This window comes from Rheinheimera sp. (assembly GCF_037442525.1).
GTDB lineage: Bacteria > Pseudomonadota > Gammaproteobacteria > Enterobacterales > Alteromonadaceae > Pararheinheimera.
Genome location: NZ_JBBIQD010000005.1, coordinates 59,504 through 71,546 on the forward strand (window position 1 = coordinate 59,504; position 12,043 = coordinate 71,546).

General features: G+C 51.9%; 12 protein-coding genes. All 12 read right to left on the reverse strand.

The genetic code is table 11. The features are described from left to right. Entirely contained in the window at nucleotides 1–645 is a 645-nt protein-coding gene (locus WKJ03_RS09720; RefSeq protein WP_337841998.1) for a hypothetical protein, read from the reverse strand. Further along, nucleotides 642–1,436: an SDR family oxidoreductase gene (locus tag WKJ03_RS09725; protein ID WP_337841999.1), complete on the reverse strand. Its 795-nt coding sequence runs from the start codon at nucleotides 1,434–1,436 to the stop codon at nucleotides 642–644. Before WKJ03_RS09725 ends, WKJ03_RS09720 begins: the two co-directional genes overlap by 4 nt. After that, the gene (locus WKJ03_RS09730; protein WP_337842000.1) at nucleotides 1,433–2,113 is read right to left on the reverse strand and encodes an iron-containing redox enzyme family protein; all 681 of its coding nucleotides are present in this window, start codon (nucleotides 2,111–2,113) and stop codon (nucleotides 1,433–1,435) included. The genes WKJ03_RS09725 and WKJ03_RS09730 overlap by 4 nt, the downstream gene beginning before the upstream one ends. Beyond that, nucleotides 2,088–3,548, reverse strand: a complete 1,461-nt coding sequence (locus WKJ03_RS09735) for an AMP-binding protein (RefSeq protein ID WP_337842001.1) — start codon at nucleotides 3,546–3,548, stop codon at nucleotides 2,088–2,090. The genes WKJ03_RS09730 and WKJ03_RS09735 overlap by 26 nt, the downstream gene beginning before the upstream one ends. After that, nucleotides 3,545–4,237 (reverse strand): thermostable hemolysin, encoded by a 693-nt coding sequence (locus WKJ03_RS09740; RefSeq protein ID WP_337842002.1) that lies wholly within the window; start codon nucleotides 4,235–4,237, stop codon nucleotides 3,545–3,547. Before WKJ03_RS09740 ends, WKJ03_RS09735 begins: the two co-directional genes overlap by 4 nt. Before the next feature lie 147 nt (nucleotides 4,238–4,384). Then, nucleotides 4,385–6,205, reverse strand: a complete 1,821-nt coding sequence (locus WKJ03_RS09745) for a ferrous iron transporter B (protein ID WP_337842003.1) — start codon at nucleotides 6,203–6,205, stop codon at nucleotides 4,385–4,387. Between the two features lie 28 nt (nucleotides 6,206–6,233). Continuing rightward, nucleotides 6,234–6,470, reverse strand: coding sequence for a FeoA family protein (locus WKJ03_RS09750; protein WP_337842004.1), 237 nt, complete (start codon nucleotides 6,468–6,470; stop codon nucleotides 6,234–6,236). Between the two features lie 96 nt (nucleotides 6,471–6,566). Next, a complete protein-coding gene (locus WKJ03_RS09755) occupies nucleotides 6,567–7,325 on the reverse strand; it encodes a 4'-phosphopantetheinyl transferase superfamily protein (protein ID WP_337842005.1) in 759 nt (252 codons plus the stop codon). Between the two features lie 89 nt (nucleotides 7,326–7,414). Next, nucleotides 7,415–7,594: a hypothetical protein gene (locus WKJ03_RS09760; protein ID WP_337842006.1), complete on the reverse strand. Its 180-nt coding sequence runs from the start codon at nucleotides 7,592–7,594 to the stop codon at nucleotides 7,415–7,417. A 22-nt stretch (nucleotides 7,595–7,616) separates the two neighbouring features. Continuing rightward, nucleotides 7,617–9,437 (reverse strand): ABC transporter substrate-binding protein, encoded by a 1,821-nt coding sequence (locus tag WKJ03_RS09765; protein ID WP_337842007.1) that lies wholly within the window; start codon nucleotides 9,435–9,437, stop codon nucleotides 7,617–7,619. Next, nucleotides 9,437–10,381 carry a prohibitin family protein gene (locus WKJ03_RS09770; RefSeq protein WP_337842008.1) on the reverse strand — a complete coding sequence of 315 codons (945 nt, stop codon included), beginning with the start codon at nucleotides 10,379–10,381 and terminating at the stop codon, nucleotides 9,437–9,439. Before WKJ03_RS09770 ends, WKJ03_RS09765 begins: the two co-directional genes overlap by 1 nt. Next, nucleotides 10,378–12,012, reverse strand: a complete 1,635-nt coding sequence (locus tag WKJ03_RS09775) for a cyclic peptide export ABC transporter (protein WP_337842009.1) — start codon at nucleotides 12,010–12,012, stop codon at nucleotides 10,378–10,380. The genes WKJ03_RS09770 and WKJ03_RS09775 overlap by 4 nt, the downstream gene beginning before the upstream one ends. Nucleotides 12,013–12,043 lie beyond the last annotated feature (31 nt).

Below are 12,043 nucleotides of genomic sequence, written 5' to 3' on the forward strand. Positions count from 1 at the left end.
TTAAGATTTTTTTAGCTTCTTCTGAAGTTTCTGTTCCAGCAAAGCAATCTCCTGTTGCCGTCCGGCATCGGCACTCAAGCGATCGGGTCTGGCCGGTGCCTGTTTGGCTTTTTGCAGGTAGTCCCAGGCTTTTTTATACTCGCGCTCTTCCGTGAGAAACTCAGCATAAAAGTAATTGGGATCAATACCTTGTGGATTTAAGCTTACTGCTTTTTCCAGTAACTGTCTGGCTTTTTTATCGCTGCCAAAACCAATGGGCCAGCCCGGCACTTTAAAATACAACGCCCCCAGACTGGTGTACGCCGACCCCTGCAAGGCGTCCGGGTTCAGTTCCAGCGCTTTTTCCAGATCCGCTTTGGATTCTTCACAGAGCTCCAGTGCCCCCAACCCACCTTTGGCACCGGCGTAACTGGATTTAATAATACCACGCCAAATCAAAGCTTCGGCTTGCCCTGGGTTGGTTGCCACCACCTGATCAGCTTGGGCGGCCAGCTCGGCAAAGGCCTGCTCTTTGGCTTTTTCGGCCAGGCTGTAATTCACTTCAGCCCAGCGCTCCTGCAGCGGTTTAATATCACTTAATACATCAGCCTGGCTGGCAGCACTAAAGGCCAACGCGCTTAACAGCACTAATTTTTTCAGCATCATCTTGGGTTCTCCTGTGATTTATTCAGCGCAAAATGTTTGATTTGTTTCAGTTTATGTTTAAGACCCACATCCAGTATCGCCGGGCACAAGCCATTCAGACGGACCAATAAACGTTCTGGCCAGCCGATAAAGCGGCGTTTGCGGCCTTGTTGCAGTTGCTGCACTAACAACTGAGCCACCAGCTCCGGGCTGTCGACCCCTTGTTGCATCGCCTGATTCAGCGCATCAACTTCTGCAGAGTTGATGGCGGTACGGGTAGCCCGTGGCGCCAGATACAGCACAGCTAAATCGCTGTCGGCGCTTTCCCGCAACAAAGCTTCGGTAAAGCCCCGCAGGCCGAATTTAGTGGCGCAATAGCCGGTAAAACCGGGAAAGCCTATGGAACCAAAAGCGGAACCAATATTGACCACAGCCCCACGACGGGCCCTCAACATAGGCACAAACAGCTGGCACAGCTGCATCGGCACCAGCAGGTTCACCGCCACCAGCGCGGCCAGTTGTTGCTCCGCCAGCAAACCAAACTGCGAAATACCGGCGTTGTTAATCAGCACATCAATACCGCCCTGGCTGCGGATAAATTCATGCAGCTGAGTTTGCGTGTCGGTATCCGTTAAGTCACCGGAAAAAAACACTGCATTGCCCGGCAGTTGCTGCGCCAGGTTTTTCAGTAACGCCCTGTCACGGCCGGTCAGAATCATGCGCGCCCCTTCGGCAGCCAGCCGCTGTGCAATGGCCTGACCTATACCACCACTGGCACCGGTTAACAGCACCGTTTTGCCCTGTAGTTTCATACCACTTGCTCCAGTTTATTCAGACCGTGGGGTTGTTCCAGGCTGCGGAAGATATCGCCATACAGGTGATAAAAACGTCTGGCGGCATGCACAATAACCGCCTGCTCGGCAGGGTCTGTGATGCGGTTCATCAGGCTTTCAAAAAACTTAATATGGTCCTGATCCAGGGCCCCATGCGAATTAAGGTAACTGAAGGCCTGACGCGGCAACTGCAAGGTACCGGCAATAGTGCTGGCAGCACGCTCCGCCAGCGCTGTAGAGGTGCCTTCCAGCACCAGCACCATGCCAAAAAATGCCAGGGGGCTGACACGGCGTACCGAGTCATAGGCGTAGGCCACCATCATTTCGGTGGCGAAGGCCGGCGTGCTGCGCCGCGCCTGTTCTTTGTCATAGCCACAGGCGGCAATATCGTTGAGCACCCATTCCTGGTGGCCAAGCTCCTCTTCAATGTATTCAGCCACAGCTTCACGCAACCATTCTTTGCTTTCGGGTAACAGTGCACCAACCAACATCAGCAGCGGTATGGTGTGTTTCACATGGTGATAGGCCTGCTGCAAAAAGGCGACGTAGTGATCCAGCGTAAAATCACCGGCAAAACAGCGTTGGATCATTGGCGCACTCAGAAGGTAAGCTCGCGCTTCGCTGGTTTGATCAAGCAGAGATGGATAAAAAGTCATGACGCACTCCTGAATACAACTGATAAATGTGCTGCTGATACAGCTGTTGAATAGCCTGACGGCGCAAGCGGCCATTGTCGGTCAGGCTGCCTTCGGCCACAGAAAAGGGTTGGCTGAGCCGGTTATAACGGGCGATGCGGGCATAATCCGGCAGCTGGGCGTTCATCGCCTCAACCACTGCAGCCAACTGTTGATCGCTGACTTCAGGCCGGGCAAACAGCAAAGCAACACAGGCTGGCTGACCGTCCCCCAATACGATCGCCTGCAGCACGGCGCCCGTGCTGATCAGGGCGGATTCCACCCACTCGGGCGAAATATTGCGGCCAAAACTGTTGATCAGCAGGTTTTTCTTACGGCCTGTGATCAGCAGCTCACCATTGGGTCCCCAACTGGCTAAATCGCCGGTGCGAACTTCAAGACTGGCACTGCCAGGGTCTCCGAGATAGCCTAAAAATGGGGTCTGCACCACCAGTTCGCCGTCGTCTATCCGCACTTGCCGTCCAGCCAGCGGCAGTCCAACGGACGCGCCCGCCAGTTCGGCGCGCTCGACAGACAAGGCGACCACAGACGCACATTCACTTAAGCCATAGCCCTGGTACACGGGTAAACCGGCTTTGGCGGCGGCTTGCAGTAAGCCAGGTGACACCAGGGCTCCGCCAACCGCAATAAACTCCAGACTCTTTGGTGGCTGCCAGCCCGCTTGGATGGCTGCCAGCAGAAATTGCAACAACTCGGGCACCAGGATCAGGCTTTTCGGTTGCACAGCACTTATCAGCGCCAGCAGTTTTTTCGGTTCGGTTAACCTGCTGCCGCTAAAACCGCGGTCGGCATCCTTGGCCAGCACCACTTCGCCGCCTTCCAGCAGTGGCGCATAAATACCGGCGATATTTTCCAGCAAGGTCGGTAATGGCAGCAGACACAAGTGCCGTGGCGTGCCAGGACTGACCTGCTGCACCCTGGCTGCCAGCCAGAGCGCAACATCCAGCTGCTGGGCTGCTGACAAACAGACGCCTTTGGGCTGGCCGGTGGAGCCCGAGGTAAAGGTAATTTTCTGCGTGCCCGCCGGCACCGCAGGGGCCGCGCTGACCTCACAGCGATACAACGACAGGCCTGCATATTCTTCCAGCGGTTCGGAGTACTGAGGCAACAACCTGTCTGTGATGTACAGATCAGGTTGCACCTGCGCCAGCACAGCCTGACGTTGGGATGCACTTAAATAGGTCGGCAGCGGCACCAGCAGCAAATCCGCCGCCAGACAGGCCAGGTCGACCATAGCCCAATGAACACCTGAATCAGCGTCCAACACAATACGACGGGCGCCATAGCCCTGCAGTAACTCCTGCCAAATCTGCACTTCACGCAATAACCCGGGTTGAGACAGCGACTGGCCCTGCCATTGGGTTAAACGGGCACTTTGGGGCAATTGCAGTGTCATGGCCGCACCTCCTGCAGCTCTGCCACTAAGTGATGTAAATCCGGCCAGTGCTGATGGATCAGCGCCTGCAATTTAGCGTCCTGTCCCAGCCTTTGTGCCACCTGCGCCAGCGACAACGAACAGACACGAGGCTGAGTCTGGTAATAACTGCCCCATAAACTGGCGTGTTCACCCAAACAGGCTGGGTCGGCAGCGCCCAAATCGGTCAGCTCAATACCGTGGCGCTTCAGTAACAACTGCACATCGCGGGTGGCACTGAACAGCAGCCGGGTCAGTCCCAGTTGATGCAGTGATTGCGCCATCAGCACAAAAAGTTGCATCAGAGCCTGACGGTTTACGGCCAGCAAATGGCCGATTTCTGCAATCTCTTCCCGTCTGGTGCTGATGCCGTTTTGCTGCAGCACCTGCTCTGCCGGGCTTTGCAGATAACCTTCAGTGAACAGCCTGGCTGAGGCCGCAAAGCGGATACCCAGCGCTGCCAGCCAGCCGTCCGCACTGCGCACACCCAGCAGCTGCGGCATAAAATCGGGGATCAGCGCCTGATAATGCTCGGCAAAACCTTGCTGAATAAAAGCTTGCAGTGACCCGCGCTCAGGGTCTTCCACAGGAACCAGCAACAGTTGATGTGCCGCAGTGGGCGTTGTCTGCCGTGGGCTTGGTACGGTCTGACATAAGGGCAAGCTACTCATAAGCGACTCCGGTTTCTCTTACTGAAACCAAGTCTGAGTGATAAAGCTTAAAGCAATCTTAAGAACTGCTGGGGGTGAACAGAGTTTGAAAAAATGGGGGAAAAAAAACAGGGAGCAGCAGGCTCCCTGTGTTTAATTCGCGTTGGATCAGCCAATAATCTGATAAGCCGCCATCGCCAGCAGGTACGCCAGCAGGCCGTAGCCAACCACCACGCTGAGCACCAGCCTGCCACGGCCTGTTTCCGCTTTTAAGGTCGCGACAGTTGCCACACATTGCAGCGCCACCACATAAAACAACAGAATACCTATACCGGCGCCAAGGGCCAGGCCGTCGGCCTGCAGTTGTGATGCCAGGTCACCAATATGCTCGTCGGCCCCATCAATCCCAAACAGGGTACCCAGCGCACCGACAAATACTTCCCGCGCCAGGAAAGACATCAGAATGGCGACACCATAACGCCAGTCCAGGCCAAGAGGCGCAAAAATCGGATCAATCCAGTGGCCGATCATGCCGAGATACGAATCCTGCAGGCTGCCATTTTGTGGGAAATACCCCAACACCCAAATGACCACAGACACTGCAAAAATAATGGGTCCAGCCCGGTAAATAAACAGCTTGCCGCTTTCCACTACCCGGCGGATCAGCGGTTTCCAGTGTGGTAAGCGGTACGAAGGCAATTCCAGGATAAAAGGCATATCGGATTGTTTACCGTCCAGAGCCGATGAACGGGATAACAGCAGGCTGATACACAGCGCCGTGACAATACCAAACAGGTACAAGCCAAAAAATACCACGCCCTGCAAACTGACCAATCCACCCAGATACTGAGTCGAAGGAACAAATACCGCCACCAGCAATGCATACACAGGCAAACGGGCCGAACAGGACATCAGCGGAATGGTCAACATGGTGATCAGACGCTTGCGTGGCGATTCAATGGTTCGCGCCGCCATAATGGCCGGTATAGCGCAGGCATGGGCTGACAGATAAGGCACGAAACTGCGGCCGGAAATACCAAAGAAACTCAAAGGCCGGTGACAAATCAGCGCGGCACGCGCCAGATAACCGCTGTCTTCCAGCAAGCCTATCACCAGAGTCAGCACCATAATTTGTGGCACAAACACCAGAAAAGCGCCCACACCCCCAAACAGCGCGTCACGAATAAAATCAGCGGCCATGCCCTCGCCCATCAGGCTCAGGCTCCATTCTGCAATCGCAGCTATACCCGCTTCGACCCCGTCCATCAAGGGCGTGGCAAAGGTAAAAATACTCTGGAACAGGAAAAACATCACCAGCAGGAACATCAGACTGCCACTGGCATGGTGCAATAGAAAGCTGTCGATCCGGTTTTGGTTTTTCAGCAGGATATCGGCTTTGGCCCCATAGCTTGCGGCCATCTGCCGGGCTTTTTGCTGAATGAGTTCAGGAGCCGCACTGAGCTGCTCTGGTTGCGCCACAGGTTGGTGGCCGCCGGCAATAGCTTTCAGTGCCTCTTTAAACTCGGCAATGCCAAACAAGGTACGGGCAGACACCGCAAAGACCGGACTGCCCAGTTCAGCACTGAGTTTTTCCGTGTCTATCGCATGGCCTATTTTCTGCATTTCGTCATAGAGGTTCAGCGCAAACACCACGTTTTTATTGTGCTGACGGGCCAGCGCCTGCATATGCAACGCAAACACCAGGCTGCTTTGCAGCCGGGTCGCATCCAGGTTACACACCAGCAATGCGGTGTTGTCGTCCGCCATGGCTTTATTGATTTGCGCAATCGCAATGTCTTCGTCTTTCGACAAGGTATGCACTGAATAAGCGCCAGGTAAGTCCACCAGCTCAAACCCGTCAAACTTGCCGGTTTTGATGTCCACTGTCACACCGGGGAAATTCGCCACTTTCTGGCGCAAACCTGTCAGCTGGTTAAACAACAGGCTTTTGCCTGAATTGGGTTTCCCCACAAGTAAAATTCGTTTCATAGATTAACTGCTTTATCGGAAATTGAACTCAGGCGGCGGGAGCAACAAGAATGCTGCTGGCAATTTGCCGTTCCAGCGTAAAGACGGCATCGGCAACGGACACCACCACAGGACCACCTAAAAATCCACGTTGCAGGCATAACACCTGCTGCGCCGGAGCGAACCCCATATCATGCAGCCGCAGCACCACCTCTTTGTTCAGGCTGGGCTCCAGAGCGGCAATCACAGCCGTCTGTCCTTTGGGAATATCCCACACACTTCGCATCAGCTACCTCTGGGAAAATACGATTTATTCTTATTTAGTATGGTATCATTAAAAATCGGCCAACCGGCAAGTTTTTCAGCCTGGGAAATCAGAAGCCTATCGTAACTCTGCTGAAGAACCACTGTGCAAAATGGTGAAAACATGTTCAGGCAGCAACTGATAATTCACAGAATAACGCTCTGCAACCTGCCAGGCTTTAGCCAGCTCGGGTTTCAACTCTAACCAGACGGTACCTGGCTCTGCGGTTTTTACTGTGGCCGCATCAAAGCCAAAAAACTGATGGGCATAAGGATGCACTGCTTTAAACAGACTTTCTTTCGCTGAGAAGATTAATGTGGTCGCTTGTGCCGCAGTCAGCCCCAGACTGCAGAGCAGTTCCTGTTCTTCTCTGTTGTGTATTTCGCCACACAGCTGCCGAGCTTGCTCAACCGTCAGCCACGTCTCCAGATCAATTCCCAGATAGCCGGTTTGCTCCGCTCTGCTGATCAGACAACAGGCCCAATGTGCAGCATGAGTGATAGAGCCCAACGCGCCTGCAGGCCAGAGCGGCTGCCGCTGAGCTGCAATGCCAATTTGTGGCAATGGCCGTAAAGGCCAAAGCAGTTGCATCGCCTTGAATGCTGCATAGCGGCCCGCCAGAAACTCGGCCTGACGCTTAATCACCGATGCCTGAAGGGGGGCTGGCATCTCAATAGCCATCGACGCGTATAAATCCGGCCTGTAGTGTTGCAGTTGGAAGTGGCAACACACCAGCACCCAACCTTGTGGATGCCGCCAGCACTCCAGGCTGTCAATAAACTGGTCCGGATACGAATTACTGTGAAGCGCTGCTGTATGAAAAGACAATAATGGCATTGAACAACTTCGGAATAAAACCAGAGGACTGATCGGTCACTGACACATTTTTGCAGTCAAACACAGACCGATCAGGATCAGAGACAGCTTTAGCTGGCGTCAGAAGACGCAGCCGCCACCGTTTTTTTGTCTGAAGCCAATAACAAAATAACGCCTACCAGAGGGGTCAGCAGGATGGAGGCAAACAAATACCCCCAAAACCCTAACTTCCGTTCTTTACCAAAATAGGCGACTACTGAACAAATAATTAAATACAGCAATACGTACATACCATGCTCCTTTTCCAGTTAGTTAGTGTGGAATGAGTTTCCGGACCCACATAGGGTCGACCATCACATCCCCCTCTGTTACACCTACATCTGCACAACTAAACATCAAACCTTTATCTGCAATTTCCTTATTGCCTTGTAACGTTAACGTATCGGCAATCACATTCAGCTCAAAGGTATTGGCGGCATTCAGGGTTTCTATCACAATATTGGCGGCCAGGTAGCCCTGTACTGCCCAATGATCAGCTTGTTTCCCATACCGTTGCTGATACTGACTGTCGAACTCAAGCAGGCGCTGATAAGACAGATCAAAACGGGAACATTCATACCTTTTTTTGATACATCCGTCGTTGTCAGCCGTACACTCTTCTGAACTGTCAGCGTTATTATGCTTCTGCTGATATCGCCGAGTATATTCGCTGATATCATGCATGGCTAAAGCATAGACATCTCCATACAATTCGCAATTCTTATCCTGACTGCATTGAGCACTTAGATCATTTAATGTGTTGCCGCCAAATATGGGGCTTTTAATATTTAATTCACGGATTTGCAGAATCACATCCGCCAGTTCTGGCAGAAAACCGGCCACAAAAATTGCGTCCACCTGGCCTGACTGGATCCGTACTATTTTTTTACGCATCTGCTTTAAAGTTTCCAGTCGCAGATCCTGACCAAAATCTACGGCCTGTAAGGTGTGCAAGCGCGGCGGCACACCAGCCTTCAGGTCGGCGGACAGCGTCAGGCTTTCACTGAACTGCTGCTCCAATTCAGTTATTAATTGCTCAACCAGCAGGCTGAACGCCTCCAGTTCCGCGTATTGCTGCTCGCGGTTCATTAAACTCAGGGTGTCCAGATGCCGCTCAAACACAGTATTGAGGTAGGACTGCTTTTTACTGAGCGTCAGCTCCTGATTTAAATACTCAATCAATTTCTCATAGGACAGAGCGGAAAAGAACTGATCGTTCTGGCTTTTATTCGTGCCATGTTCAGACAAAAACCGGATCAACTCCTGCCGTGTGCCCTGCGCTGCTAAGACCCGAATATGGTTCATTCGCTGCAATTGCTCCAGCCTGGCCCGCAACATCGCCAGCTCCTGCGTCAGATTGATGGGTCCAATCCGGGTCCGCAGCGGCGACAAAATAGGCAGAAAATCAATTTGCCCCGGTTCAAAAAAATGCGACGTCGGCACCTGCAAGCCACGTTGCACGGCGTACTCCATCAGGAAGTTAGAAAAATCTGAGCCGTACATATCGCGCTCGTACACCACATACAGGTTAATAAAACCTTCTTTGTACAGGTAATCTGCCAGTAAGGCGGCATTCACATCATCGGCCACCAGATGGCGGAACACGCGGCGAAAATCATAGTGGGTAAATTTGACATGGGTAGCGCCGGACGACAGCATCAAAATACCCTGGCGGTCATAGACTATAGCGGCTGGCACAGCTGCGTCAGAGCGCTGATAGCCAATCACCGCCAGCGTATTGAGGTTATCCGCTATTGCCTTGGCCTGCTGGACTGCATGCTCCCTGTCCTGGGTGCTTTCAGGGTAAGTTTTTAACCGCAACTGCCTTTTGGTGCAGTGTTGGGCCAAAGCGGCCACGCCCTGGCAACCCACCCCCCCTGCCTGATTGGCTAAATCCACCACCAAACGTGCGGCATCTGTGTACCCCTGAAAGGCAGCGCTGTCAGGCCAAACCACGGCCAGGTCCAACGTCTGGCTGGCCGAAATATGCTGTTGCCTCAGCTCAAGTGCAGTCACGGGCTGCGAGTGCATATAAAAGCGCCAGGCCACAAAACACAGGTAGCCAATCAGGCCAAACAAAATAAGCCTTGCCATCAGGGCTGTCCCTGTACTGGGTCTGCCCCTGCCGGACTCCTGCTGGGTTGTTGCTCCGGTAGTTTTACTTTTTCTGCCCCAGTTTCTGCATTCAGGATCACCGGCAAGGAGTTCTTATCGGGCCCGATCATAATGATTTTCGCATTGCTGGAGCTGGCTATTTCTTTAGTTGCTTCAATGCCTTTCCAAAGCAGAATATCCGCATTCAGGCTGGCATTGACAATGCTGTTGTAGCGGTTAAGACCTTCGGCCTCCACTCGTTTGCGTTCGGCTTCTTTTTCTTCACGCACGATACGGAAGTCATACGCCAGTGCCAATTGTTGTTGCGTCAGCTTTTCCTGAATGGCCTGATCAATTTGCGGCGGTAATAAAATGTCGGTAATCATGACCTCGTCAACAGTAATAAATTTGCGGGCTACCCGGCCTATGGCTTCATTCACTGCTTCCTGAAAAGTCGATTTGTTCGCCAGCGTCGCGTAAATATTGGTCAAATCATCATCCACCACATAAGAACGGACTGTGGCTTCAATTTCCGGCAAGACCACAATCTTGAAGTAGTCTTCACCGACAAATTTATGCAGCACCCCCACCATATTGCGATCCGGGTGAAAGCGAATTGCCATACGCACATTAAACTTCAGACCTTCTTTGGTCAGCACATTCAATTCGTGCATCACCGTCTGCACCCTAAGGTTGTACACCGCCATTTTGTTCCACGGAAAAATCAGATGCAGCCCTTCACCATAGAGCTCATCCACCACAGTTCCCCCGGCGAAACGCCGGTATAACACTCCGCCTTCACCGGCCTGCACTGTAATAAAAATGCGGTTCCAGAACAGGATCAGCAGAAACAGCAGCACAAAGACGATGATAATAATGTTGGGCAAGTTATCATCGACCTTTTTATGCACCCAGTCTGAACATTTTCGAATTGCGGCAATCATAGATGTTCCTGCCTTTGCACCGTGGCTACTTTGCCATATTCCAGTTTGATTAAGGTGTCAGCGACATCAAAGTAGCGGTCATCATGGCTGACCAGAATGATGGTTTTATTCTGGCGTTTTAATTCAGGCAGTATCACCCTGTAATACTCCTCACGGAATTCAGGGTCCTGATCGGCTGCCACTTCGTCAAACACCATAATGGGTTTGTCTTCCAGCAGCGCGACAATAAGGGCTATCCTTTTGCGCTGCCCGGTGGACAAATCCAGGTTGGTAAAACGGCCATGCTCAAACCGGGTTTTGCTTTCAATCTGCATACGTTTAAGCAGCGCATTGACCCGCTCGTCACTGTAGTTATGCAAGCCATACAATTTTTCAAACAGGTGGAAGTCGGTCAACACCATCGAAAACAGGTTGCGGTAATCGTCATAATCTTCTGCTTTGATAACATACTGATCGACCAGCACAGCGCCGGCACTAGGGGTATAAAGGCCGCACAGGTTTTTCAGTAAGGTAGTTTTGCCGCTGCCATTGCCACCCACCAGGAAAATAATTTCTCCGCGCGCAAAGTTCAGGTCAACAGGGCCAATGCTGAACATGCGTTGTCGGCTTTCATCCAGGTAGTCATAGGTTAAACCGCGCAGAGACAGACTGCTGAACAGGTTAAAATGCCCAGGCCTGTTGTGTTGCTTGCATTCAAGTGCCTGGTCAATTTTTTGCTCCATTTTGTCCAGATTGGCCAGGGCAATATCGGCTTTCATAATCAGCGGCATGGCTTCAACCAGCAAACCTATGGCACCTGACATAAAGAGCACCACAGCGGTAATAGACATCAGCACACTGGGTTCGGCGTCATCCAGTTGCGGCAACAAAAACACAATACAGGCCATCAGTACATAAAACAGGCTTTGGATAAAGGTGGTATTGGCCACGACCTTTTGCTCGGACAAAAGTTTAAGCCGCACCGACTGGTGCAGGTTCTGACTGAACTCATTCAGATAGATATCATCACTTTTTTCCCGGGAAATTTTCAGCTCTTTAAAGCCATCCAGAAAATGATTCAGCGCGTTGAAAAACTCTGCGTCTTTGGCCTGAAACTGGTGATACAGCGCCACCACCTGCTTTTGCGCCGTTTTGTAGGTGAAAATGCCGACAGCCAGAATCACAGCACAAATCCAAAAGGCGATAGTTGACATCCAGGCGATATAGAAAAAACAAAACACCAGCATCACGGACGCTGTGGCTATGTGGATCAGGATCCGCGTCGACTCATAGATGATTTGCGAATTTTCCAGCAAATTGGTGATCACACTCATCTTGCCAATTTTTTCGTAATGGCTGAGTGAGCTTTTGCGTAACTTGTCAATGATTTGCAGGTGGCGCTGCGCTATCGCCGACTGAATGCAGGCCTGAGTGTTGTATTCGGAGAAACGCCGGGCATAAATAAAACCGGAAATACAGAGCGCAAACAGGCAAAGATTACGGAAATTGATTTCATTAAAATCTTTGGCTGCATCGTTAATCACCAGCATCACCATGCCATTCGCCAAGCCAGCGAATACAATAGAGCTGATGATTTTGTTACGTTTTTCCCCTAACTGACCCAAAATAAAGCTGATCAAGTTAAATCTCATACATCCCCTGTGTTCTGATTTTTTCCAAGGT

Excerpts from the sequence above, each read along its gene's own strand:
- WKJ03_RS09720 (WP_337841998.1), bottom strand. The coding sequence starts at position 645 with ATGATGCTGAAAAAATTAGTGCTGTTAAGCGCGTTGGCCTTTAGTGCT.
- WKJ03_RS09725 (WP_337841999.1), bottom strand. The coding sequence starts at position 1,436 with ATGAAACTACAGGGCAAAACGGTGCTGTTAACCGGTGCCAGTGGTGGT.
- WKJ03_RS09730 (WP_337842000.1), bottom strand. The coding sequence starts at position 2,113 with ATGACTTTTTATCCATCTCTGCTTGATCAAACCAGCGAAGCGCGAGCT.
- WKJ03_RS09735 (WP_337842001.1), bottom strand. The coding sequence starts at position 3,548 with ATGACACTGCAATTGCCCCAAAGTGCCCGTTTAACCCAATGGCAGGGC.
- WKJ03_RS09740 (WP_337842002.1), bottom strand. The coding sequence starts at position 4,237 with ATGAGTAGCTTGCCCTTATGTCAGACCGTACCAAGCCCACGGCAGACA.
- WKJ03_RS09745 (WP_337842003.1), bottom strand. The coding sequence starts at position 6,205 with ATGAAACGAATTTTACTTGTGGGGAAACCCAATTCAGGCAAAAGCCTG.
- WKJ03_RS09750 (WP_337842004.1), bottom strand. The coding sequence starts at position 6,470 with ATGCGAAGTGTGTGGGATATTCCCAAAGGACAGACGGCTGTGATTGCC.
- WKJ03_RS09755 (WP_337842005.1), bottom strand. The coding sequence starts at position 7,325 with ATGCCATTATTGTCTTTTCATACAGCAGCGCTTCACAGTAATTCGTAT.
- WKJ03_RS09760 (WP_337842006.1), bottom strand. The coding sequence starts at position 7,594 with ATGTACGTATTGCTGTATTTAATTATTTGTTCAGTAGTCGCCTATTTT.
- WKJ03_RS09765 (WP_337842007.1), bottom strand. The coding sequence starts at position 9,437 with ATGGCAAGGCTTATTTTGTTTGGCCTGATTGGCTACCTGTGTTTTGTG.
- WKJ03_RS09770 (WP_337842008.1), bottom strand. The coding sequence starts at position 10,381 with ATGATTGCCGCAATTCGAAAATGTTCAGACTGGGTGCATAAAAAGGTC.
- WKJ03_RS09775 (WP_337842009.1), bottom strand. The coding sequence starts at position 12,012 with ATGAGATTTAACTTGATCAGCTTTATTTTGGGTCAGTTAGGGGAAAAA.